Consider the following 24147-nt stretch of genomic DNA (forward strand, 5'->3'; position numbering starts at 1 on the left):
GCAGGATGCCCACCCCACAAAGATTGCCACTCTCTTCTATTACTTCTATTGTCGGGCGGGCAGGATGCCCACCCCACAAAGATTGCCACTCTCTTCTATTACTTCTATTGTCGGGCGGGCAGGATGCCCACCCCACAAAGATTGCCACTCTCTTCTATTACTTCTATTGTCGGGCGGGCAGGATGCCCACCCCACAAAGATTGCCACTCTCTTCTATTACTTCTATTGTCGGGCGGGCAGGATGCTCACCCCACAAAGATTGCCACTCTCTTCTATTACTTCTATTGTCGGGCGGGCAGGATGCCCACCCCACAAAGATTGCCACTCTCTTGTGGGGCGGGCGTCTCGCCCGCCAGGGATCGGAGTTGATTTATACTGACCTACTTAGTCAAGCTTTAATAGCAAATTTCCAGCTAAAATTCCCCTATGACATCAAATCTCGCTATCAACCAATCTCCTGTCCGTCGATGCCGTTGGTTATCGCGATTGATGGCAATGATAGCCTTAATTAATTTAATTTTAGTCTTTTTTGACCTCAGTTACATTCCCTGGCGGGATTTTTACCTGCAATATACTCCTAAACTGACTCAAGTCTACGACCAAGTCAAGGGAATTGAACCCCATCGAGATACCCAGAGATATCTTAACCAGGTAAATGCATTGTCAGCGCAGCTAAAGCAAACTAATTTAGATTCGCCGGAAGTAGAAACCTCGCTGGGTGAATTGCGATTGTTGAGTAACCGCTTGATTGAAGAAAATCCATTTGCCCTGGCGGATAAAAGCGGGCAGTTAGAAAAGATTAAGAATCTTATACGCGATCGCACCCATAAAAACTCCATCCACGCTGCTTTTGATACCTTGTGGAGTCAAGCTTATCTCTCCCAAGCAGGTTGGCAAAAAGAACTCGATTTCTTTAATACCGAAGTTAAACCGCTGATGGAAACCAACTACTATCGCGGTTTGGGAATCAATGGCAAGTTTCTCGATGATTTTTGGCAACTTGACCTACCATTTGTTACCCTATTCGCCCTAGATTCCCTAGTCCGCACTATCGCTATTAGTCGCCGCAATCCCCAATTAAACTTACTCGAAGCAATGTTGAGGCGGTGGTACGATATTTTCTTAATGTTTCCCTTTGGGCGATGGGTGAGAGTTATTCCAGTAACGATAAGACTGCAACAAACCGATTTAATCAATTTAGAACCCATTCGCCAGCAAATAAACCGCGATTTTGTGGCAAACTTTGCCGGAGAAATGACTGAAGTTGTGGGAGTGGAAATCGTCAACCAAATGCAAGAAGCAATTGGGCGGGGTGATGCGACTAGGTGGTTATTTCAGTCTTCATCTCGCCGCGCTTATATTACGGTGAATAATACCGACGAACTGCAAGCGATCGCCTCCCGTCTCATCTACCTCAGCGTCTACGATGTTCTGCCTAAAATTCAGCCCGAACTCCAAGCTTTAGTCCATCAGATTATTGAAATAATTCTCAAGCAATCTCCCATTTACCAACAATTTAAAAACCTCCCCGGTTTAAATCAACTCCCCCACCAGTTGAGCGAAAATTTAGCCAAATCCCTTTCTCAAACCACCCAAAACACCTTAGAAACCGCCCTGGAAGATCCAGAATTCATCGCACTCACTGCGCGTCTAGTCAAAAAATTTCAAACTGCCTTGGAATTTGAGTTACAGAAACAGGAAAATACCCAAGAACTTCAAGCTTTACTCGTAGACATGTTAGAAGAAATTAAAATCAACTACGTCAAGGGAATTGAAGAAAAAGGCGTGGAAGAAATCTTAGAAGAATCTTCTCAACTGCGTCAGATTGCCCGAAAATAAAGTAAAGAAACCCGGTTTCTGACTGGGTTGAGCAACAAAACCTAACCTACTATTCTGTTTTTGGTGCCGTACTCCGCTGATAACGCACCCTACAGATCGTTACAGTTTGAAAAGCGCACACAGACGATGCTGTAATATACCTTGAACGCACCCACCCTGGAAGGGGTCAATCTAAAATCTGTACTCCCCCAACCAGACAATCCAAAATCTACAATCCAAAATCTAAAATAGATCGACCGGATTGGGTACGCCTGTCCCTGTATCCAATCAATGTAGGTTTAAAATTGTCTATTTTACCGTCCGACTCTCTCCCTGGGTGTGAAGCATGTTAAAATCCTCGCCGCTTACCGCTGGGTCAACTTTAGAAAAGCGCTATCGCATCGTGCGCGAATTGGGGTATGGTGGCTTTGGGCGCACCTACTTAGCTGAAGACCTCAATCGCTATAATGAGTATTGCGTTTTAAAGGAATTTGCGCCTCAAGTACAAGACCCCCGCGAGGTGCGAAAAGCTGAAGAATTGTTCAAGCGCGAAGCGGGGGTGCTGTATAAACTGCAACACGCTCAAATTCCGCGCTTCCGCGAGTTAATGCGGATGAATGTGGGGAATAGAGAAGCTTTATTTTTAGTCCAAGATTACGTCGAAGGTCAAACTTATACCGAGTTGTTACAGTCCCACCCCCAGCAGCGGTTTAGCGAGGCGGAAGTTGTCCAATTATTGCGGCAAATTTTACCAGTATTGCAGTACATTCACTCTTTGGGTGTGGTGCATCGCGATATCTCGCCGGAAAACCTGATTCAGCGGAGTGGGGACAAGTTGCCGGTATTAATTGATTTTGGGGCAGTTAAGCAAGCAGCAACTACGATTATTTCCCAGTCTACCGGACGCCCGATGATGACGCTGTTGGGTAAGGAAGGTTTTGCTCCCCAGGAACAAATTCAACACGGGCAAGCTTTTCCCAGTAGCGATTTGTACTCGCTGGCGGTGACGGTACTGGTATTGCTGACGGGTAAAGATCCGAAAGCGCTTTACGATAGTTCTAAGGCAGCTTGGCACTGGCGCCAACATGTGAGTGTGAGTTCGGGTTTGGGCAATCTGGTGGATAAAATGTTGGCGTATCGACCGCGCGATCGCTACTCTACCGCCGCAGATGTGCTGCAAGCATTAAATTCCGCTAACCTTAACCTTTCTTCCCCCGTCCCCGCCCCCCCCCCCGCCGCTAGTCCCAAACTGTGGTCAGTTGCTACCCACGCCGTCTCCCAGATGCAAACGGTCAATTTTGTCGGACGCATACAGCGCCACCTCAGCAGGGTTGTTTCTGGTCCCACCACGACAAAAATGCGTCCGCCAAACTCTCCCCAGTCTCCCATCAACAACGATCTTTTGGCTAACTTGCAAGCAGCTTTTCAAAGCATGTTATTGGTGTTGCTGCTGGGAATGGGCGCTTGGGGTTTAGTCAAAGTCTGGACTTTCGTCAACACCGGCGTTTCGGGTATTTCCCGCTGGCAACCCCCCAGTATATCCTTGCCCGTCTCTTTACCGCCGATTTCTCTGCCATCCCCATCTCTAGGTCAACAAGAGATAGCACAATTAAATGAAATTGTCAAGCGCCGCCAAGCATTGGGAATTGCAGAAGTAGAATTTAACAGTCAAGTGGACGCCTTATTCTATCGGAAATACCCCCAATTAAAAGGACGCCGCCTCACAGGTAAGCCAGAAGATGCCAACTATCGCCAACGTTGGCGCGAAACAGCCTCTGCTTTATTAGATCGGTTAGAAAATGGCGAGGGGATTTGACATCCTCCCCACCGCTCCCGGCGGATGGGGATTCCCAATCTCACGATTAGGTTTTCCTGGATCAACGCCACTTGCCTAGATCGAACCTTGTGGTTCTTTCCCCGGTAGACCGACTCCCACAGGCTGTTTCCATTCCGCCGTGTCCCGGCGTACTACTCAACAAACGAACTTTGAATGCTCTTTGTACACTTCCCCAACTTTGGAGGTCCCGGCAATGCCTGACTTTCACTGTCAATCGGTGGGCTGCTAACCAATACAAGCTTACCAGAATTGTTCGTTTGTTCCAAGAGAGATTCACAGCTCTGGCACAGTCGAAGCACCATCACCACCGCTAACGGCGAGTGGGGAAGTTTGCGAGGCAAGTTAAACTTGCTTTTAGCCTGGAAACGATAATCTTGCCTTAAATCTCTCTTAAAATCCCACAATCCCACAATCTCACCTGCCCCATGAACTATTTTTGCTCGTCGGGAAAAACCCATTTCGGCGGTTGGGAGAGTTTCTTTCTCAAGGCTTCCTGAGCAATTTCCAGCATTTTATCCAACGAAGTCTCGCTGATGAACTTCGATGCTTCGGCTGCATGTTCCTTATTAGGGCATTTGTCCCCCAGAACGCAACCGTTGACGCAGTCTACGGCGCAGTTTACAGTCACGGTACACCTCTTCGAGTCATTCTCCATAACGGCAGGACGGACTTTTCCGCAAGGCTAAAAAAGCCATCTCCCATTCAATTTTACCTTCACAAACCTTAATATTACCGCTACACCCAGCCTCGATCCCAGAGGTTTAACCGGAATAGGCGCTATCTGTCCACGGAACTGTTGTAGAAGTATCGTATCTTCCGGAGTAAGTCGCAGTCGGGAACTGTGTCAACACAACGTCCGCAAGTCACAATCCCTAATAACGCAAGTTGCTAGTTATAAATTTCGGCGTTGCTAATTGCAAGCTTGCTAATTGCTAATATAGGATTTTTACCAATCTCGCCATTAGCCATTAGCCATTAGCCGCTGTGAGAGAGATAACTAGCAACTTGAGTTAATACAGAGATGTTGTCGATCTCGTCATTAAATGTCGAGCCAGAATTCCGCATCTTTGTTGCTCTTCCCCACACATATGCTAATTCTGGCAAAGCTTATCCTGTCCTTTACCACGGTTACAGAGACAGATCGCTTTCTGGCGATACTAAAGGAAATACCTGAAATTATCGTTGTTGGTATTGGCTATCCAATCGATAGTTTTGCACAAAGCAGCTTTGAGGATGCGAGACTATACCATCAGAAACTTTTAAAGCTGTACAACCTGATGCGCCCAAATATGTTGGTTCAGGTAAAGCGGCAAATTTTCTCCAATTTATTTGCCAATAACTAATGCCTTTTGTCAATAAAACTTACAGAACTATTCCTGAAGATTGGTTCGCACTTTACGTGTTATTCCACCAACCGCATACTTTTCGGCGTTATATCATTGGCAGCCCAACTGTATGGTGGGATGATGCAGCGATTCTCCAGTATGAAAGAGATTTTGCCCCCAACAACGCTGGTTTATCAGCTATTGCCTTCATGTCAGTAGGTTCCAGGGAAAGCGAACCTATGGTCGCCGGTTTCCAGGAGATGGTTAAGGTAATGCAAGATAGGCAATATAACAATCTGGAACTGATAACGCATATCTTTGAGGACGAGACTCATATATCCGTTATTCCAGCCACAATTAGTAGAGGATTAAGAGCAGTTTTTACATAGGCAAAGTTTTAGGCGCGCGCATCGCTCAATTGAGCCATCTCCATATCTGCTAATTCTTCTAACATCCGCTTTGTGGCTTTAATCGGATACCAGCGCTCGAGCAAGGCATCCCAAATCTGATTCGCCATTTCTACAGGATACGAGAACTTTATCAGCTCGTACTGAATTATATCCCCCAAATTCTCCCATTCTTCAACAGTGCAGCAAGCCGCAATTACTTCTTCCACCGCCTTCTGCCAACGCTCAAAAATTCGATAGCTGAAAAACGAACTGCAAACTTTCCCTTCTGTATTCCAATAGGATATGCATACCTGATGTTTCAGGCACGTTACCCGCTTTATTTCTAACACGGGGATACCAAATTCTTTAAGTGCTATTTCAGCCTCGCTTTGAGAAATATTCCATTTAATCGGGCTGATTTTCCCCGCAGTAATCAGACTTTGGTTTTTTGAGCGCTTTGCACTTTTCTGGCATTTTTTACGAGTCATTGTCATTCTCTCCTTGCCGTTTCTTTGCGTCAAGCACAAAAATCATCTCTCCGGGTACAGACGACTTTTCATTGCTTATCATATAGTATATGCGATATATCGCCGAATGTCAAGGGGCTTCGTGGCCTACAATGATGCATAGATAGGTCGAGTTAACACTAAGTTGATGCAGTTGAAGACTGGGGGAAAGGGTCGAGTGCGGCAAACGATAGGTCGATATCGATTCGACTCTCAGGGAGTAATGCGAGTTGGCGAAATCCTTCGCAACGCCAGAGAAGCCAAGGGCTGGAGTCTCCAAGAACTACAAGCCTATTGCGGCTTGCCTGCTAGCACGGCAAATGGCATAGAAAATGGGTTTGTCACCAAAATACAGGCTGACACCTTGGAAACTTTACGGGTGGCCCTAGAACCCCAAAATCCCGAAACGGGGGAAATTTATACGTTAGGCGAATTGTACGGGTTAATGCTGGTGCGGGAAGAAGTTTCCAATACCACAAAAGGGAAAAAATAGCAACTATGACGCTGGGGACAGGGGATACAATAGCAGCGATCGCTACCGCCGTTGTCCCCCAACAAGGTAGCGTTAGTATCGTGCGCGTATCGGGTGCGGTAGCAATGGCAATAGCCAAAGCGATCTTCCACGCACCAGGGAGTCAAGTGTGGGAAAGTCACCGCATCCTTTACGGCTATATCCGCCACCCCCAGACAAAGCAGGTGGTAGATGAAGCATTGCTATTAATAATGAAAGCCCCTCGTTCGTACACCCGCGAGGATGTGGTAGAGTTCCACTGTCACGGCGGGATTGCCGCAGTCCAGCAAGTGCTGCAATTGTGTATCGCAGCTGGGGCGAGGTTGGCACAAGCGGGAGAATTTACCCTGCGGGCATTTTTAAACGGACGATTAGATCTGACTCAAGCCGAAAGTATAGCCGACTTGGTAGGGGCGAAATCAAAGCAAGCAGCCCAAATGGCACTGGCTGGGTTACAGGGGAAATTAGCCAAACCAATTCGTCAATTACGGGCTACCTGCCTTGATATCCTGGCAGAAATAGAAGCGAGGATAGATTTTGAGGAAGACTTGCCACCCTTGGATGAAGCGGCAATAAAAGGGCAAATAGGGCAAGTTTTAGCAGAAGTAGAGGGAATTTTAGCAACGGCGGGGCAAGGAGAATTATTGCGGACTGGGTTAAAAGTGGCGATCGTCGGGCGTCCCAATGTGGGAAAATCCAGCTTGTTGAATGCTTGGAGTAAGTGCGAACGCGCGATTGTCACCGACCTTCCCGGCACGACGCGGGACGTTGTAGAATCCCAGCTAGTCGTTGGGGGCATTCCGGTACAAGTGCTGGATACCGCCGGGATGCGGGAAACAGCGGATGTGGTAGAACAAATCGGAGTGATGCGATCGCGCAATGTAGCCTCTGCTGCCGACTTAGTTTTACTTACCATTGACGCCCAAGCAGGTTGGACAAAAGACGACCAAGAAATCTACGAAAGAATCCAACACCGTCCGGTTATTTTAGTGATTAACAAAACCGATTTAATCGACGAAACTCAAAAACAAATTCTGCAATCCAAAATCTGCATTCCCAAATCCAAAATCTTTACCGCTGCTGCCTGTAACCAAGGGATAGATGCCTTAGAAAAAGCAATATTAGCAGCCGTCCAAACGGGGAACCTCCAAGCCGCCGACCTCGATGTGGCAATCAATCAACGACAAGCCGCTGCCTTAACCCGTGCCCGAACATCTTTACAACAAGTGCAAACAACAGTAGCCAATCAACTGCCCCTCGATTTTTGGACAATTGACTTACGGGGTGCAATTCAAGCTTTGGGAGAAATCACCGGCGAGGAAGTCACCGAATCAGTTCTCGACCGAATTTTTAGCCGGTTTTGTATTGGGAAATAGGGAATTTTAGATTTTAGATTTTAGATTTTAGATTTACTTTAAATCTGCAATCTGCCATCATCAATCTGCCATTACCTAACCCGCAACAATTGCTTCACCGTCACGACCAAGTCTTGGGGGCGGAAAGGCTTAGCAATATAAGCATCTGCACCCTGCTTTATACCCCAGTAGCGATCGAATTCTTCTCGCTTACTCGAACACATCACCACGGGTAAATTTTCGCCTAAGTTGCTTCTCAGCCAGCGGCAAACTTCGTAACCGTTCATCCGAGGCATCACGATGTCCAGAACTACTAAATCTGGACAATTCTGCTGAATTTGCTCTAGCGCTTCCAACCCATCGCTAGCCACTGTAACGTTGATCCCTACGTTTTTCAGCACCCTTGAGATCATCTCCCGTTGCATCGGACTATCATCTACAACCAAAACTTTACTCATAACACCCCATCTAATTTCCGATTTCCGAGTTCAAAACTTAACGGCAAAAGATATTTTACAGCCAGCGTTGTTGATTTTTCACCAGATAGAACCTATATACTTCTACCGAACTTGGATTTTGCTACCTGCTAGGTTGGGGAGCGGTTCTAACATCTGGAGATCGTTGTTCGCTATATCGAGCTTAGTCCTTGATTTCTCTAGTCGCCAACATCTAGTAGCTTTACTTAATTTTAGGTATTTCTGTATTTTTACCTTTGGTAATTATACCCACTCTTTACTTTAGAAAGCATTGATAGGATGTAATAACCTCAAATGGTTCCGTAAATTTTCTACCTGAAATTTTGCTCTTTATATTAGTTTAAAGCATAAAAAGAGAAAAAATGCAACCCTAGACTTTCTTTACTTAATCTTTAAATGACCCGGCCTGTTTATCCGTTGATTCACAAATACTAAATAATTTACATTTAATTTGAGCCGAGCGAGGGCGTTATCCGAGAGAAAAGTAGGTGATATTACGGTGGTACACCCAGAAATCGCCAAATACAGCCAAAAAACTTGACATTTTTATTTAAAAAAACATACTTATATCGAAAAAATTGACATACTTGCCAAAAAAACCGCATTTTTACGGATATTCCTGACAAGGCCGATTAGCGGTTCTGGGTTTCTACTTATAGTAGGGGCAAGCTTTACAGCATATGCAAGTGGTGACACGGGTAAGGTTGGTAAAACCCGCCCCTACTTTTGGTCTATACCAAAGGTTGTAAAATGCCGTCCCACCCATTGCTTATTGCGCTCGCGGACGCCCCAGGGTGGTGATGTAAAGCACCGCTTCATCCGCAGGAATACCTAAGACTTCGTTGACCTGGTTGTCGAAGAAACCGCCGATGCCGCTAACGCCCAAATTGAGGCGAATGGCGGCTAAATTCAGCCGTTGTCCCAAATGACCGGCGTCCATGTGGAGGTAGCGGTAAACGCGATCGCCATGTTTTGCTACTGCCTGTTTCAGATCTGCCGTATGGAACAACACCGCCGCCGCATCCCGTCCCAACTCTTGTCCCAAACACAGATAATGCAGTTCGGGGCGGAAGTTTTTAAAGCGAATTTGTCGCAATTCCTCAGCAAGAGGCGCGTAATAGTAACAACCTTCTTCCAAACCATCCACCCCAGACACGGCGATAAACGTCTCGATTAAGCTCAAATCAAAATAGTCGGGCGAAGCATCCAAACCGCCATCGATATAGTGTTGGGGTTGATAGGTGAAATCAAGCAAAGCATTCAATTCATCCAGGGTCAAATTCGCCCCCGTATAGGCACGAGTAGAACGACGGCGGAGAATAGTATTTTCCAGCACCTGCAAATTTTCTCCCCAATCAATCGGGGATGTTTGTGTCGAAACCTTCAAACAAAAAGGAAAATTATACTTATCTTCCAGGGATTTTTCTGGTTCGACAACAGCGGGAATTTGGGGCCGTGAAGGCGACAACTCGATCTGGGTTGCCCGATGGAAGTATGGGAGCAATTCCCCATCCAGCAGATTAGGATAATCGATTTGAGGAGGTGTTGGCAAGGTTGTCGGCGCCAGGGGCAAGTTTTGTTTCACATCGAGCAAATCTGCCAGGGGAATAACCGCGATCGCTCCTTCCTGCTCCGAGTTGAGGTAAAGTAACTGGTTGACTGCCTCATCTGCGAATCCACCGATTAAGTGGGGTCTATACTGAGCGATCGCGCCAGCTAATTCAATATTGCCCAGTAAATGCCCCGTATCCAAGAAAATTCGCCGGTAAGCTCGGTCTTGGTAGCGCCACGCCGAGCGGTAAAATACACTTGTCGTAACGAGTGTTAGTTGAGTAGCTTCTAAAACCGGATGCCAAAAACAAGCGGATTGCAACCCAGTCCAGACGCTATCTTCCCAAAAATGAATCAGGGAATGGGTTTTAGACTGGTAGTTGTAAAGTCCTGGCGGTAGTAGCGGCGTACCCCGCGAGATTAGATAAACCTCTGCCGGATACAATCCCCCAGCAGAAGGTGCTGACCTCAGATACAATGGTTCTCCGAACATCGTCGGCACTCTAGCGGTTAAGCCATAGCTGCAAAACAGCAACCGCGATAGACGCCGCCACCACTTCTGGGTGTCGGATGGATTTTTTGACTCTAAGGTGTCCTTCAGATAGGGTTTGAGGTCAAAGGTTGTGCCAAATTTGTATTCTTTAAAAGGTGAAGGTTGTTTTGACCAGTCTAACCCCTGACTTTTTGTCGATATTGTCTCTGGGTCGTATTTAGTACGCTCGTGGTAATGTTGAGCGATAGATTCTCGCAATTGTGCCATACAGGTTTGGGGATGCTACTGCACTTGCCTTTGATTTTGACACGTGCGATCTTAAAAGTCTTCCACAAAATTGGTAATTGGTAATTGGTAAAAAGTTTAACTTTTCCCATGACCAAAAGATACATGCTGTTTTACAAACCCTATGACGTTTTAACCCAGTTCAGCGATACGGATCCCGGTGGGACAAAAAGGCGCACGCTAAAAGATTACATTCCGGTTGCCGATGTGTATCCAGTGGGACGCTTAGATCGAGATAGCGAAGGGTTGCTGCTGCTGACCAATGATGGTTTACTTCAGCACAAGTTGAGCGATCGGAAATACCACCACGAACGCACCTACTGGGTGCAGGTGGAACGCATTCCAGATGACGCCGCCTTAAACCAACTGCGAATTGGCGTCGATATTCAAGATTACCGCACCCGACCCGCCAAAGTGCATCTATTGCCAGAAGATCCCCAACTACCACCGCGCGATCCCCCGATCCGGTTTCGCAAGAACGTACCCACCGCTTGGTTAGAAATAACACTCACAGAAGGGCGCAACCGTCAAGTGCGGCGAATGACAGCAGCGGTAGGATTTCCCACCCTGCGACTGGTCAGGGTAACGCTCGCTCACCTGCGCCTCAAGGGTCTAGAACCGGGTCAGTGGCGCGACCTCACCAGCACCGAACTCAAACAATTGCTAAGCCTTTGTCGGCTATAGGATAGAGGAAATTGGATAAATATTCAGGATTTAGATCAAAAAGCATGAAAATTGCTAGTAGGGTTGGGTGCGGTCAACGGTCACCTGTTATCCCAAGGTGCGGCGTTGACTTCGTTAATTTTAGTTGGTACGGAGGAAGATTATTCCCGCTCCCCCTTCCAAGTCGCGCCAGTCTTGCCAAGTCCGTTGCCCTCGCATTCCTGGTGCATAACCACACCCACTAGGATTCTCGCAGCCAGAGCGTTACCAGCAAACCGGCTCGACTGTAAACTCCAAGCACAACGGGATATGCCGACCGCACGCAAAGCGAACGCTGGCTGACACCAGTCCTGGTTATATTAGTTAACCTGGACACAGAGCCATGCTCGCAGAAAAATTATATGTGTTGAGTTATAGGTTAATAGTTTTAAGTAACTTAACTCAAAACTCGGCGCGGGCAGCGCCGTGAGACATAATTTTGGGAAGAAAAATATCGCCAACCTGCCCCAAAAAAGTCAAAAACTATTAAAAGGCTCACCCTGGGAATAGAGGAAATCCCCAAAATGCTTATCTGTCCCCAATGCCAGTTTGAAAACCCGGATACCAACAAGTTCTGTCAACAGTGCGGCACCTCCCTGACCCACAAAACCTGTCCGGAATGCGGCACCTCTGTCACCTACAGTGCCGAAAATTGCCACAATTGCGGTGCTTTCACCGGAACCCTGTGGTGGGCGATCTTGAAGCGTCCGAGTGATTCGCCACCATTTTCATTCAACAATCTTGAGTCGGAAAAATTTAGCCCGTCTCTTAACGTTGAACCGCTCAAGTTTGATTCGACCAACACCTCGCTCCCAGAAACCGCAGCAAACAACGCCTCCCAGCTGCCAGCACCAGATCTGATCCCAGAAAAACCAATCAATTCTATTGTGACGGGGTACCAAACGCCAGATAATCAGGTGCCAATGTTGTCCCCGGACACCAATCTGACAGGGACGAACGCTGTAAATTTTACCGCTTTGGGGAACAGTGGCGAACCGCTCTGGCCATCCGACTCGGAAATGGTGGCTTATTTAGATTCCCAGGGGCGCTATCAACTCAAAGAACCGATGAAGCTGGTAAATGACTCATCAATCCAGGTAGTAAGAGTGTTGGATCGAATGCCCCTGCAAGCGTCTCCCCTGGAGGTGCTACTTGTGCAACGGCAGAACATTGAGAGCAACGACGCTGGCTCAAATTTCAATCACCAGGAAGCAAGTACCATACCAGCGATCGCGCTACCCTATTTGGAGCTAAAAGAGCAGTTCAACTCAGCGATCCCAACAGTTCACGATGCTTGGATTAGTAACGGGACGCAAGTAATATTGCTAGAACACCACCCTCATTGGGGTTATCTATTAGACCTGTGGCGCGATGACCAGATTCCCCAAATGCAGCTGTTGCACATACTCTACGATATGGCATCTTTGTGGTCAGCCACAGAACGCTTCAACTGTCGTCAAAGCCTGCTGTTGTTGACGAATTTGCGGGTAGATGAAGACCAGACCCTAGTGCTGCAACAGTTGTATGAAGACCCTCCAGGTCAAACCCTAACGCTAAAAAGTTTAGGGCAAGTCTGGCAGCATCTATTTCGGCAAACCGGAAGGACGCTGCTGGGATCAATGGGTCAGCTGATGAGCGACCTTCAGGCAGATACAATTGCCAGCATCGATCAGCTACGATCGCGCCTAGACGAAATTGCCAGCGAACTTCAAACCGACCTGACTCTAACCTCAGCTATGCTTCCCCTCGATCCCGATCCCAACTTAGAGGCAGAATTTGAAGACATACCAGAGCCGCCTAAGACTACGCAACTGCATCCATATCCAGGTGGTGGTGAGGGCGGCGAAGATGCACCCACAGTAGTTCTGCCTATGCAGTTGCTCAGCTTGGAAGATGCAGGTCGCACAGATGTAGGGCGATCGCGGCGGCACAACGAAGACTACTTTGGTATTCAAACCCAAATCAGCAAGCTGGAAAACCCCTTCGGTCGAACCGTACAGGCAAAAGGGCTTTATATCCTCTGCGATGGCATGGGGGGACATGCTGGGGGTGAGGTCGCCAGCGCCTTGGCGGTAAAAACCCTGCTCGAATACTTTCAAACTCAGTGGCAAGACCAACTACCCGACGAAGACTGCATTCGCAAAGGCGTGCTGCACGCCAATCAAGCGCTGTTCGACCTGAATCAACAGGATGCCCGCTCTGGTAGCGGACGGATGGGAACCACTCTGGTTATGGTCTTGGTTCAAGATACTACTGTCGCGATCGCCCACGTGGGAGACAGTCGCCTCTACCGCATCAGTCGCACCTCTGGTCTAGAGCAGCTGACGGTAGATCACGAAGTGGGTCAGCGAGAAATTGCCCGGGGAGTCGCTCCCGAAATCGCCTATACCCGTCCCGACGCCTACCAACTCACCCAAGCTTTAGGCCCGCGCAACGCGCAATTCGTCATCCCCGACGTACAATTTTTTGAACTAGACGAAGATACCCTACTGCTGTTGTGTTCCGATGGCCTTTCGGATAATGACCTGGTGGAAAAAAATTGGCAAACTCACCTCAAACCCCTGATCAGTTCCCGCAACAACCTTGACCGGGGTGCTAACGATCTGATTGAACTGGCTAACCAGTACAACGGTCACGACAACATCACCGCTGTTTTGATCCGGGCGAAAGTCCGACCGGATCTAGAGCAAGCTAAATTTAGTAATGGCTGATTGTCAGCGGTCAGCGGTCAGTCGGGACTGCTCCGATCAGATAATCTTGAGCCAAGCAGCCAAAAATATCGTTACAAATGCGATTTTTGCAGCGATAGCTACCCTAGCCTACCCTTCGGGTGCCGCTCTACTCGGTACGGGGAACGGCAACGCTTGCCGTGAAGCGAAGCTATCGCTTCAGCGATACGCTACACCCGCAGCGTGTCGCAAACATGTATCTCCCTTTCCAACTGACAACTGACGACTAAATAATAACTAACTAATGGGATTTTCTGATGTGGTCACGCTGACCCTCTTACATCCCCAAAACCCAGATGGCGAACTACAACAGTGGCGCTTCGAGCGCTCTGGTGTGATTCGCATTGGGCGATCCCCAGATAATGACGTGGTTCTCAACGATAATCGAGTTTCCCGCCATCATCTGGAACTGCGGCGCATCGACAACGCCACCTCGAAATCAGGACGCTTGCTTTCCTCGGCTTGGCGTCTGGTTAATCAAGGCACCAACGGCACTTTTGTCGATGGCGTCTTGGTGTCTCAAGCTTGGGTGACAGATGGTTCCCTGCTGCAATTAGCCCAAGGAGGCCCGCGACTCAAGATTCAAATCCAGTCGCTTCAGTTCAGTTCTGGTTTCCTATCCCGTACTATCCCACCGAGTTGCACACACGCGGGCAATTCCCCCGACAACTTGTTTTGCATCCACTGCGGTCAACCCCTCAAGGTTGACCGTAAAATCCGTCAATATCAAGTATTGCGGAGCTTAGGACAGGGAGGAATGGGCACCACCTATCTCGCTTGGAAACAGGGTAACCAACCAGTCCCTGGTAGTGCCTTTATTTCCAGTCCCGGTGCGGGGAAGTTGCTGGTACTAAAGGAAATGAATGCTGACATGGCTGAAATTGCCAAAGCCCAAGAACTGTTTGAACGAGAAGCGCGGACGCTTAAGTCGCTTCACCATCCGGGGATTCCTCAGTTCTATGATTTTTTTGTCGAAGGCGGTAAGAAATACCTGGCAATGGAGTTAGTCCACGGTCAGGATTTGGAAAAGCGCGTTCTCAACTTAGGCCCGGTGCCGCCTCACCAAGCCATCGCCTGGATGATCCAAACCTGCGAGGTGCTGGAATACATCCACCGGCAAGATCCCCCGCTCATCCACCGCGATATTAAACCCGCGAACTTGATGGTGAGGACGCGAGACAATCACATCGTGGTGCTGGACTTTGGGGCGGTTAAAGAAATCGGCACGCCTTTGGGGACTCGCATCGGCGCAGAAGGCTACAGCGCCCCGGAACAAGACCGGGGACAGCCGGTAACCCAATCCGATCTTTACGCGATTGGGCCAACCCTAATTTTTCTGCTCACGGGTGAGGGCCCCCACAAGTTTTATCGCGCCCAGGGACGGGGTTATCGATTCGATCTGGAAAACGTCCCCACGATCGCCCCCCAGTTGCGGGCAGCGATCTTGCGGGTCACTCAGCCGCATCCGAGCGAGCGCTACCAAACCGCAATGGAACTAGCGATCGCCTTAGCCGATTGCCTCTAAGCCATCTCAGCCTGACGGGGCGCAAAGCGCACCCAAGGGAGGCATTATAGCTATTTAGGTTGCTCTTGGTGTGCGTGCAGCATTAATGCTGCACGCTTGACAGACTTTCGCCGTACCTCATCAGGCTGCAAACCGCTATAGCATTTGCGTTGTTGATTTATCTGTCAAATCCAGTTTTGGCACGTCAGTTGCACCAGCGAATACCACTGATCGCTGGACAATTACAGCGGATTGCCAGCGAAGTGTTGGCAAGCCAAAAGGCCAAGGTTGGTCAAGCGCGCACTATTAATGCTGCCGCTAGCGCATTCCCGCTATACCTCATACGGCTGCAAACCGCTATCACTATTCATCTTCCCAGGCTTCTACTGCTAGCAGTTCGCTTACCGGATCTTGCATTGTGAAGCCAAAGTCCAGCAATTCTTTTTTCCAGTAAGACCATTCTTCGCCGTAAAGCAGGGCGATTTTCCAGATACTGTCGGTGGGCTTGAGCAGATTAGACGTTACAAGCGAGCCCACCTGACGTTGCAACTTCACCATCGGGTGAATTACTTGCTGAGCCATACACTCCATGTTGATTGGATTAATTTTGCAAATATTTAACTAACAAGGCTTTCCGCTTTTTTATGGATTACCTGTGCGTAGAGTGAGGTGCTGTAGGAAAGCGAACCTTTACTTTTCCAGCATAGCACAGGTTCTTACAGCAAAACATTTTTTTGTTTGCTGCGAGCGCCAAAAGCAATACATATTTAATTATACAACGAGAACCTGCACAATTTGACAAATCCTTTACAGAAGTCAGAGGTTGCTCCCCCGACTTAGGGCAACCGGGCAGCATTCAGCGGCGCTAAAGCGGCAGAATGCAGCATCAAACCGTACTCTAACCCTTCCACCACTGCCTGATAGGAAGCTTCCAAAATATTGGTCGAAACACCTACTGTCGTCCAGCGTTGATCGCCGTTGCTCGATTCGATCAAAACGCGGGTTTTTGCAGATGTGCCCGTATTGCCATCGAGAATCCGCACCTTATAATCGGTTAACTCGAACTCGGCAATAACGGGATAAAATTTGATCAAGGCTTTGCGTAATGCGGCATCCAGTGCCGCCACCGGGCCATTGCCTTCAGCGGCTTCTAGAATATCTTTGCCGTTGACAGATACTTTAATCGTTGCCAGGGCATAAGGAACCGAGTCCGATTCCCCCTTACAAGGAACAATATCGCAGTGGACTTGGAAACCCTTAAGTGTAAAGAATTGCTGCCTTCCTCCCAATGCCTCGCGCATCAGCAACTCAAAACTCGCCTCCGCCCCTTCAAATTGATATCCTTGATTTTCCAATACTTTGAGCCGTTCTAAAATTTGGCGACAAGCTGGGTTTTGCTTATCCAAGTCGATGCCAAAACTGCGAGCTTTTACCAAAATGTTGCTCAGTCCCGCTTGCTCGGAAATCACGATGCGGCGGGTATTTCCCACTGTTTCTGGCTGAATGTGTTCGTAAGTCAGAGGATTGCGCTCAACGGCTGAAACGTGAATACCCCCCTTGTGAGCAAAGGCAGAAAGTCCGACAAACGGCGCGCTATCGTTGGGTGCAAGGTTTACCACTTCACTGACGCAACGGCTGATTTGGGTTAAATTCACCATCTGCTCTTCCCCGATGCAGCAGTATCCTAACTTGAGTTGCAAATTGGGGATCAAGGAACAAAGATTGGCATTGCCGCACCGTTCGCCGTAGCCGTTGATCGTGCCTTGAACCATGTTCGCACCTTCCATTACAGCAGCGATCGCATTAGCAACTGCCGTATCCGCGTCGTTATGGGTGTGAATCCCCAACTGAATTTGAGATTGACCAATTGCTTCTCTTTCTAATGCTTTGGCGACTGCGCGGACAATTTGAGCGATTTCCTGGGGTAAAGTGCCGCCGTTGGTATCGCAGAGAACCAGCCATTCCGCACCGGCACGCAGCGCTGCTTGCAGTGTCTTTAATGCATAATCCGGATTCTGCTTGTACCCGTCAAACCAGTGTTCGGCGTCGTAGATCGCCCGCCGTCCCTGACTGCGAAGGTACTCGATCGTATCTGCTATCATTGCCAAATTTTCATCCAGGCTGGTCTTCAGCCCCTCTGTAACGTGCAAATCCCAGGATTTTCCGAAAATCGTCACCCAGCGCGTTCCTGCTGCCAGCAGCGCTTGTATCAGCGAATCCTCCGCTGCTTTGACATGGGGTCGTCGCGTCGAGCAGAAAGCTACGACTTCTGCTTGAGCCAGGGGTTGTTCTTGCAGTTTCCAGAAAAATTGCACATCCTTCGGATTTGCTCCCGGCCATCCGCCTTCGATAAAGGGAATTCCCAAAGCGTCTAGCTGTCTGGCAATTCGCAATTTATCTTCGATCGACAGCGAGATGCCTTCCCGTTGGGCACCGTCTCGTAGGGTAGTGTCGTAGATCCAAATCCGGTTAGATGCTTCAGTGGTCATAGGGAGATAGGAATAGGGATAGCGAGAGAGTGGTTTCGCGCTGCCTGCCTTTGGCATATGGCGCGTTTGTGGGTGATGAAAGCGACAAGCAAGAATTTGAGGACTCTTCGTTTCTACCAACTACAAGGGATCGCTCTCGCCCCCGAGTCAGGTGTAATTCTTATCCTACCCCTCCTAGGGGGTTTGCCCTCGATTTTTCATCCTTATTTCAGAACGGGGTAAGCAACCAATTGTAAAGAAATATAAAATAAGCAAACAAGCGAGCAAAAAATCTCAGGTTGCTATGCCCAAGGTAACGGCTCAAGGAAAGACAGTGACGTGGGAAGTCGGCGCAAATCTGCGTCAAGTCTTGCTGCAAAACAAGATTGATTTGTACAACGGACAGGCGAAATCGATCAACTGTCGCGGGATCGGCAGTTGCGGCACTTGTGCTGTAGAACTGGAAGCGGAAGTATCGCCAGCGAACTGGAAGGATAAAGCGCGGCGCAGCCTCCCTTTGCACAACCCAAACAAAAATCGCCGCTTAGCCTGTCAAACCAAGGTATTGGGGGATGTTCGCGTCACAAAATTTGACGGATTTTTTTTGGGGTCAGGGCGACCAACCCTTGTGGACACCGGAAGGATAAACTAGAAACAGTGGCGAGTTTGGCATCGCTGCCAATCCCTATCCACCTCTTACGCTTGATCGGATAAAATTCGGACAATTGAAAAAAACCATAAAAGCGTTCAAAGAGGAGCGAATAAGCCTATGAGTAGGTTAGTTGCCAATATTCTGATTGCTATCGGTATCATTATCCTGATCCGAGCAGTGGTGGACTTCCAAACGAATGGGGGAGTCAATACGGCTAACCAAACCCCCAGTCCCGTTAGCCCAACAGCTACCGCCACTCCCACACCCGAACCCTTGGATAAGGATACAGCAGCAAATCGCCCCGCAACTCCCTCCCCTGCCTCACGCCCAGCGGCAGACAGGAGCGTTCCAGCACTTTGGTAAAAAGGCGGTAATAGCACGTAAGCGTGCGCGAATGAAGATAGAAAGTGACATCCTGATCGTTGGTGGCGGTATTATTGGACTCTCGCTAGCTGTAGAACTGCGGCTCTTAGGCTCTACCGTCACCGTTATTAGCCGAGATTCCCAGCCAGCAGCAACAATGGCGGCGGCGGGAATGTTGGCTCCCGAAGCAGAAGGTTTACCAGCAGGTCCTATGCTGGATTTAGCCTTGACTTCCCGCGCCCTATACCCAGAATGGACGCGCAAACTTGAAGAATTGACAGGGTTATCATCCGGGTATTGGCCTTGCGGTATACTTGCCCCAGTTTACAAGCAGGGAAGCTCCAGAGCAGGTGAGCAGGTGAGAAATTCATCTGCCAGATCGGGGATATGGTTGGATTTTGAAGCAATTCATCAATGCCAAAGCGGACTGGGTGCAGATGTCATCGGCGGGTGGTGGTTCCCAGAAGATGCCCAAGTTGATAGTCGCGCCTTAGCACGGACGTTGCGGGCAGCAGCAGAAGCGCTGGGTGTCAATATTATGGAAGGGGTGACGGTTGAAGGCATTGAGCAGCACCAAGGAGTTGCTCGCGCTGTTCAAACCTCAGCAGGCAAATTCTCTGCCTCCCAATATGTCCTCGCGGCGGGTGCTTGGTCAAATGAATTATGGCCCCTACCCGTCTATCCCAAAAAAGGGCAAATGCTATCGGTGCGAGTACCTCCAGAAATTCACCCACCCCTGCGACGAGTTCTGTTTGGCGAACAAACCTATATCGTGCCGCGTCGGGATGGTCAAATTATCATCGGCGCTACCAGCGAGGATGTTGGATTTACCCCCCAAAATACCCCCGCTGGGATTCAAGCATTACTCGCTAACGCCATCCGCCTCTATCCGGCTTTAAAAGATTTTCCCATCGCCGAATTCTGGTGGGGATTTCGACCCGCGACACCAGATGAAATGCCGATTCTGGGAGCGAGTCCAATGCAAAATTTAACCTTTGCTACGGGTCACTACCGCAACGGTATTCTACTCGCCCCCATAACCGCCAAGCTGCTAGCAGACTATATTTTGCAGCAAAAATCCGACCCGCTGCTGGATAATTTCCACTATTCCCGTTTCTATAAACCTTCCGATTCCCCTAACGGCAAACTAGCCGTTTATCCTGGGGCTAAAATATCTACGACCTCTGCTACCGAACCAATGCAAGTATTAGATCGAACCATAGATATCCTTAGCGATCGCCCTTTAACTATTGCTGGCAAAACTTTTAACTCCCGTTTGATGACGGGAACTGGTAAATATCGCAACATAGAAGAAATGCAGCAAAGTATCGCTGCCAGCGGTTGTCAGATTGTTACGGTAGCAGTAAGAAGGGTACAAAGCAACGCCCCCGGACATGAAGGGTTGGCAGAAGCTCTAGATTGGAAGAAAATTTGGATGTTACCCAATACCGCTGGCTGCAAAACCGCTGACGAAGCAATTCGGGTGGCGCGTCTGGGACGAGAAATGGCGAAATTATTAGGGCAAGAAGACAATAATTTTGTCAAGTTAGAAGTGATCCCAGATGGGAAATATTTGCTCCCCGACCCCATCGGCACTTTGGCAGCAGCAGAACAGCTAGTTAAGGAAGGCTTTGCAGTTTTGCCTTATATTAATGCCGATCCGATGTTGGCTAAACGCTTGGAAGAAGTCGGATGCGCCACGGTGATGCCTTTGGGATCGCCGATTGGTTCGGGTCAGGGATTGAAAACCGTCGCGAATTTGGAAATTATTATTGAAAATGCTGGAATTCCCGTCGTGGTGGATGCCGGGATCGGAACGCCCAGCGAGGCGGCACAGGCAATGGAATTAGGTGCAGATGCGCTTTTGATTAATACTGCGATCGCTCAAGCTAAACATCCCCCCGCCATGGCAAGAGCGATGAATCTCGCCGCAGAAGCAGGACGTTTAGCTTATCTAGCCGGACGCATACCTGTCAAGTCCAAGGCTAGCGCTAGTTCTCCCCTCACTGGCACAATTACTGGCTCTACATCGTAATGTAACAAATTGTCACAAAATCAGGAGAGTATTTATACTCGGTTTTTGTTACAGTTATTAATAATAAAAAGCCAGAGGAATTCGTTCATGCCTTATACCACAGAAGACGGCGGTCGGCTGAATAATTTTGCAATTGAACCAAAAGTTTACACAGCGGATGCGCCCACGCAGGAACAAAAGCGCAATTATGCAATTATGGGCGTTGCAGGCGCTTTGCTCGTTGGTTTGTTGGTATTCGTAGCTTACGCTGTTTCCAACGCGAGTTAATCGCCGAACTTCACTAGGGAAAATTTGATCGCGACCAGGTATCGATATCGCAGATACCTGGTTTTATATGATGGGGAATGGGTAAAAAGCCATTAGAATGGCTGGCGGATTATTCTAGATTGCGGCTGGGGATGCCACAATGGGATCAATATCCGTATTTTTTGAGATTGCGGTAAATCCAGTCGGCAACTAAATAAGTTGGAATCTTCGTGCGTAACCGTTCCCTTACCTTTGAAGAAATTGACCCCAGATCGCTGTTCCCATTTGAGCTAGATGAATTTCAGCACCAAGCGATCGCAGCTCTCAATGGGGGTCGTTCCGTTGTTGTTTGCGCCCCCACGGGGTCGGGAAAAACCCTGATCGGGGAATACGCAATTTACCGGGCGCTGCATCAAGGCGGACGTGTATTTTATACCACACCCCTGAAAGCCCTGTCTAATCAAAAGTGGCGCGACTTTAGCAACCAATTTGGCGCGGATGAGGTAGGTTTACTGACGGGGGATGTATCAATTAACCGGGATGCGCCCATCCTGGTGATGACGACGGAAATTTTCCGCAACATGCTGTACGGCACGCCGATCGGGGAAGTCGGCACGTCTTTAGTCGGCGTCCAAGCGGTGGTTCTGGATGAATGCCACTATATGAACGACCGCCAGCGGGGGACGGTTTGGGAAGAATCTATTATTTATTGTCCCCACGAAATTCAACTCGTAGCCTTATCAGCAACAGTCGCCAATAGCCAGCAGCTAACCGACTGGATCGACCAAGTTCACGGGCCAACAGAATTAATTTACTCGGAATATCGCCCCATTCCCTTAGAATTTTACTTTGGCAATCCGAAAGGGATATTCCCCCTGCTCAACGAGAACAAAACCAAAATCAACCAGCGCCTCAAACCGAAAGGCGGACAAATTAAACCATCCCCTGGAAACCGACCGGAGGGCCCGACTTTACCCTTTATTTTGAATCAATTGCGGGAACGGGACATGCTACCGGCAATTTATTTTATCTTCAGCCGTCGGGGTTGCGACCAAGCCGTGTCTGAAGTGAGTAACATGTCTTTGGTTAGTCCAGCGGAAGCGCAACAGTTAAAAATACGGATCGATGATTATTTAAATCGTTACCCGGAAGCGGCGAGAGTCGGACAAGTCGAACCGCTGTATCGGGGAATTGCTGCCCACCACGCCGGAATTTTACCCGCGTGGAAGGGTTTGGTGGAAGAATTGTTCCAAGAAGGTTTAATTAAAGTCGTATTTGCGACGGAAACTCTGGCGGCGGGAATTAACATGCCCGCCCGGACGACGGTAATTTCTACTTTATCTAAACGTACGGACCGGGGACACCGCCTGCTGACTCCTTCTGAATTCCTGCAAATGGCGGGGCGCGCAGGGCGTCGGGGAATGGACGAACTCGGTTATGTAGTGACGCTGCAAACGCCGTTTGAAGGCGCGAAGGATGCGGCTTATTTGGCGACATCACGACCCGATCCCCTCGTGAGTCAGTTTACGCCGAGTTATGGCATGGTGCTGAACTTGCTGCAAACTCATAGCTTGGAAGAAGCGAAGGAACTGGTAGAACGCAGCTTTGGTCAGTATTTGGCGACATTGTATCTGCGACCGCAACAACAAGCGATCGCAGACTTATCCGCCGAAGTGGCTAATATCCAATCCCAAATTGAAGGGATCGACCCGGAAGCATTGGTACAATACGAAAAACTGTACGAACGCAGCAAAAACGAACAGAAAATCTTAAAAACCCTGCAACAGCACGCTGCTGCTATTTCTAGCAGCGATTTGGCATTGGCTGTGAACTTTGCGATCCCCGGAACGATCCTCAGCCTCAAAGGCAAGCACGTAACCGTTTCTGAGCCAATTCCAGCCGTATTGGTGAATAAAATACCGGGATCGGGACAAAGTCCCTATTTGCTTTGCCTGGGACAGAATAACCGCTGGTACGTCATTGCGACAAGCGATGTGGTAGGTTTGCACGCGGAATTGCCCCGCATCGCCGCTGTAGACAATATGGAACCGCCACCTCCCGAAATGCAACTCAAGTTGGGGAGTTCCCGTGGAGGTACGGAAGGAACAAAAGCGATCGCATACCAAATACCCAACCCACCCGCAACGGAAGAACCACCCGAAGTTTATGCCCAAAGACAGCGGTTAGCAGCAGTAGAAGCGCAACTAGCCAATCATCCGATCCACCAATGGGGCAACCCCGCCACGCTGATCAAACGTTACCACCGCCTGGTGAGGTTGCAAGAAGAACTGCAAGATCGTCAGCAAAAACTGCATCGACAATCCCAACTACATTGGGAAGAATTTGTCAACCTAATTGAAATATTACAAGGGTTTAGTTGCTTGGATGGCTTAACGCCTACCGCCAGAGGAGAAGCTGCCGCAGCGATTCGCGGCGATAATGAATTATGGCTGGGTTTGGCTTTAACATCGGGAGAATTGGACGATCTCGACCCCCATCACCTCGCCGCTGCTTGTGCTGCTTTAGTCACCGAAACCCCCCGCCCTGATGCTGGCGTCTGCTACCCCTCCCCCCAAGTCGAAGAAGCATTAGATCGCTTGCGGGGAGTGCGCCGCCAGCTATTCCAAATGCAGAGACGGCGCAACGTTGCTTTACCAGTTTGGCTGGAAGATGAATTAGTTGGTTTAATCGAACAATGGGCGTTAGGGGCAGAATGGCAACAAGTTTGCAGCAATACTAATTTAGATGAAGGGGATTTGGTGCGGATGTTGCGTCGCACATTGGATATCCTATCTCAATTGCCTCACGTTCCCCATTTGTCAGATGGGCTAAAGCGAAATGCGATTAGGGCAATCCAGATTATGGATCGGTTCCCGGTTAATGAGATGGTGGGTTAAATGGT

The 24147-nt window shown here is 48.9% G+C and carries 21 protein-coding genes and 1 pseudogene; 15 read left to right on the forward strand and 7 right to left on the reverse strand.

Annotation, left to right across the window (positions count from 1 at the left end; translation table 11 throughout):
• Positions 1-426: 426 nt before the first annotated feature.
• Together MiSe_RS32405 and MiSe_RS32410 are read left to right on the forward strand one after the other, a co-directional pair.
• Positions 427-1839: a hypothetical protein gene (locus MiSe_RS32405; protein ID WP_226587878.1), complete on the forward strand. Its 1413-nt coding sequence runs from the start codon at positions 427-429 to the stop codon at positions 1837-1839.
• Positions 1840-2164: 325 nt separating this feature from the next.
• Positions 2165-3634, forward strand: coding sequence for a serine/threonine-protein kinase (locus MiSe_RS32410; protein WP_226587880.1), 1470 nt, complete (start codon positions 2165-2167; stop codon positions 3632-3634).
• 451 nt (positions 3635-4085) lie between these two features.
• On the opposite strand, the gene MiSe_RS32415 is transcribed toward MiSe_RS32410, so the two are convergent.
• Positions 4086-4310, reverse strand: coding sequence for a hypothetical protein (locus MiSe_RS32415; RefSeq protein WP_373872921.1), 225 nt, complete (start codon positions 4308-4310; stop codon positions 4086-4088).
• A 320-nt stretch (positions 4311-4630) separates the two neighbouring features.
• Positions 4631-4759 (reverse strand): hypothetical protein, encoded by a 129-nt coding sequence (locus MiSe_RS51345; RefSeq protein ID WP_264196742.1) that lies wholly within the window; start codon positions 4757-4759, stop codon positions 4631-4633.
• A 238-nt stretch (positions 4760-4997) separates the two neighbouring features.
• Between MiSe_RS51345 and MiSe_RS32420 the strand changes: the two genes are divergently transcribed.
• Positions 4998-5369 (forward strand): alpha/beta hydrolase, encoded by a 372-nt coding sequence (locus MiSe_RS32420; protein ID WP_226587884.1) that lies wholly within the window; start codon positions 4998-5000, stop codon positions 5367-5369.
• Positions 5370-5377: 8 nt separating this feature from the next.
• Here MiSe_RS32420 and MiSe_RS32425 read toward each other — a convergent pair whose 3' ends face one another.
• Positions 5378-5857 (reverse strand): hypothetical protein, encoded by a 480-nt coding sequence (locus MiSe_RS32425; RefSeq protein ID WP_226587886.1) that lies wholly within the window; start codon positions 5855-5857, stop codon positions 5378-5380.
• A gap of 166 nt (positions 5858-6023) precedes the next feature.
• On the opposite strand from MiSe_RS32425, the gene MiSe_RS32430 reads away from it, so the two are divergent.
• Positions 6024-6368, forward strand: a complete 345-nt coding sequence (locus MiSe_RS32430) for a helix-turn-helix domain-containing protein (protein ID WP_226587888.1) — start codon at positions 6024-6026, stop codon at positions 6366-6368.
• Positions 6369-6373: 5 nt separating this feature from the next.
• Positions 6374-7762 carry a tRNA uridine-5-carboxymethylaminomethyl(34) synthesis GTPase MnmE gene (mnmE, locus tag MiSe_RS32435; protein WP_226587890.1) on the forward strand — a complete coding sequence of 463 codons (1389 nt, stop codon included), beginning with the start codon at positions 6374-6376 and terminating at the stop codon, positions 7760-7762.
• Positions 7763-7833: 71 nt separating this feature from the next.
• Here mnmE and MiSe_RS32440 read toward each other — a convergent pair whose 3' ends face one another.
• The gene (locus tag MiSe_RS32440; protein WP_226587892.1) at positions 7834-8199 is read right to left on the reverse strand and encodes a response regulator transcription factor; all 366 of its coding nucleotides are present in this window, start codon (positions 8197-8199) and stop codon (positions 7834-7836) included.
• Positions 8200-8986: 787 nt separating this feature from the next.
• Positions 8987-10528 carry a SagB/ThcOx family dehydrogenase gene (locus MiSe_RS32445; protein WP_226587894.1) on the reverse strand — a complete coding sequence of 514 codons (1542 nt, stop codon included), beginning with the start codon at positions 10526-10528 and terminating at the stop codon, positions 8987-8989.
• 108 nt (positions 10529-10636) lie between these two features.
• Between MiSe_RS32445 and MiSe_RS32450 the strand changes: the two genes are divergently transcribed.
• The 5 genes from MiSe_RS32450 to MiSe_RS32470 all read left to right on the forward strand — a co-directional run bounded on the left by MiSe_RS32450 (position 10637) and on the right by MiSe_RS32470 (position 15502).
• On the forward strand, positions 10637-11230 hold the full coding sequence (locus tag MiSe_RS32450; protein ID WP_226587896.1) for a pseudouridine synthase: 594 nt from the start codon (positions 10637-10639) through the stop codon (positions 11228-11230).
• A gap of 51 nt (positions 11231-11281) precedes the next feature.
• On the forward strand, positions 11282-11551 hold the full coding sequence (locus MiSe_RS32455) for a hypothetical protein (protein ID WP_226587898.1): 270 nt from the start codon (positions 11282-11284) through the stop codon (positions 11549-11551).
• Between the two features lie 221 nt (positions 11552-11772).
• Positions 11773-13959, forward strand: coding sequence for a serine/threonine phosphatase (locus MiSe_RS32460; protein WP_226587900.1), 2187 nt, complete (start codon positions 11773-11775; stop codon positions 13957-13959).
• On the forward strand, positions 13952-14200 hold the full coding sequence (locus MiSe_RS32465) for a hypothetical protein (protein ID WP_226587902.1): 249 nt from the start codon (positions 13952-13954) through the stop codon (positions 14198-14200). Before MiSe_RS32460 ends, MiSe_RS32465 begins: the two co-directional genes overlap by 8 nt.
• 36 nt (positions 14201-14236) lie before the next feature.
• Positions 14237-15502, forward strand: coding sequence for a protein kinase domain-containing protein (locus tag MiSe_RS32470; RefSeq protein ID WP_444980581.1), 1266 nt, complete (start codon positions 14237-14239; stop codon positions 15500-15502).
• Between the two features lie 342 nt (positions 15503-15844).
• Here the strand turns inward: MiSe_RS32470 and MiSe_RS32475 are convergent, their stop codons facing one another.
• The gene (locus MiSe_RS32475; protein WP_226587906.1) at positions 15845-16063 is read right to left on the reverse strand and encodes a DUF4327 family protein; all 219 of its coding nucleotides are present in this window, start codon (positions 16061-16063) and stop codon (positions 15845-15847) included.
• 254 nt (positions 16064-16317) lie between these two features.
• Positions 16318-17970: a citramalate synthase gene (cimA, locus tag MiSe_RS32480; RefSeq protein ID WP_226587932.1), complete on the reverse strand. Its 1653-nt coding sequence runs from the start codon at positions 17968-17970 to the stop codon at positions 16318-16320.
• A gap of 283 nt (positions 17971-18253) precedes the next feature.
• On the opposite strand from cimA, the pseudogene MiSe_RS32485 reads away from it, so the two are divergent.
• From MiSe_RS32485 to MiSe_RS32510, 5 genes and pseudogenes are all read left to right on the forward strand, one after another.
• A pseudogene (locus MiSe_RS32485) lies at positions 18254-18596 on the forward strand (2Fe-2S iron-sulfur cluster-binding protein).
• Positions 18597-18718: 122 nt separating this feature from the next.
• Positions 18719-18964, forward strand: a complete 246-nt coding sequence (locus MiSe_RS32490) for a hypothetical protein (RefSeq protein WP_226587908.1) — start codon at positions 18719-18721, stop codon at positions 18962-18964.
• Between the two features lie 37 nt (positions 18965-19001).
• Positions 19002-20999 (forward strand): glycine oxidase ThiO, encoded by a 1998-nt coding sequence (gene thiO, locus MiSe_RS52255; protein WP_444980582.1) that lies wholly within the window; start codon positions 19002-19004, stop codon positions 20997-20999.
• Positions 21000-21086: 87 nt separating this feature from the next.
• Positions 21087-21266 (forward strand): photosystem II assembly protein Psb34, encoded by a 180-nt coding sequence (gene psb34 / locus MiSe_RS32505; protein WP_226587911.1) that lies wholly within the window; start codon positions 21087-21089, stop codon positions 21264-21266.
• A 209-nt stretch (positions 21267-21475) separates the two neighbouring features.
• The gene (locus MiSe_RS32510; protein ID WP_226587913.1) at positions 21476-24142 is read left to right on the forward strand and encodes a DEAD/DEAH box helicase; all 2667 of its coding nucleotides are present in this window, start codon (positions 21476-21478) and stop codon (positions 24140-24142) included.
• The last annotated feature ends 5 nt before the right edge of the window (positions 24143-24147 follow it).

It is taken from the genome of Microseira wollei NIES-4236 (assembly GCF_020521235.1).
In the GTDB taxonomy this organism is placed as follows: Bacteria; Cyanobacteriota; Cyanobacteriia; order Cyanobacteriales; family Aerosakkonemataceae; genus Microseira; species Microseira wollei.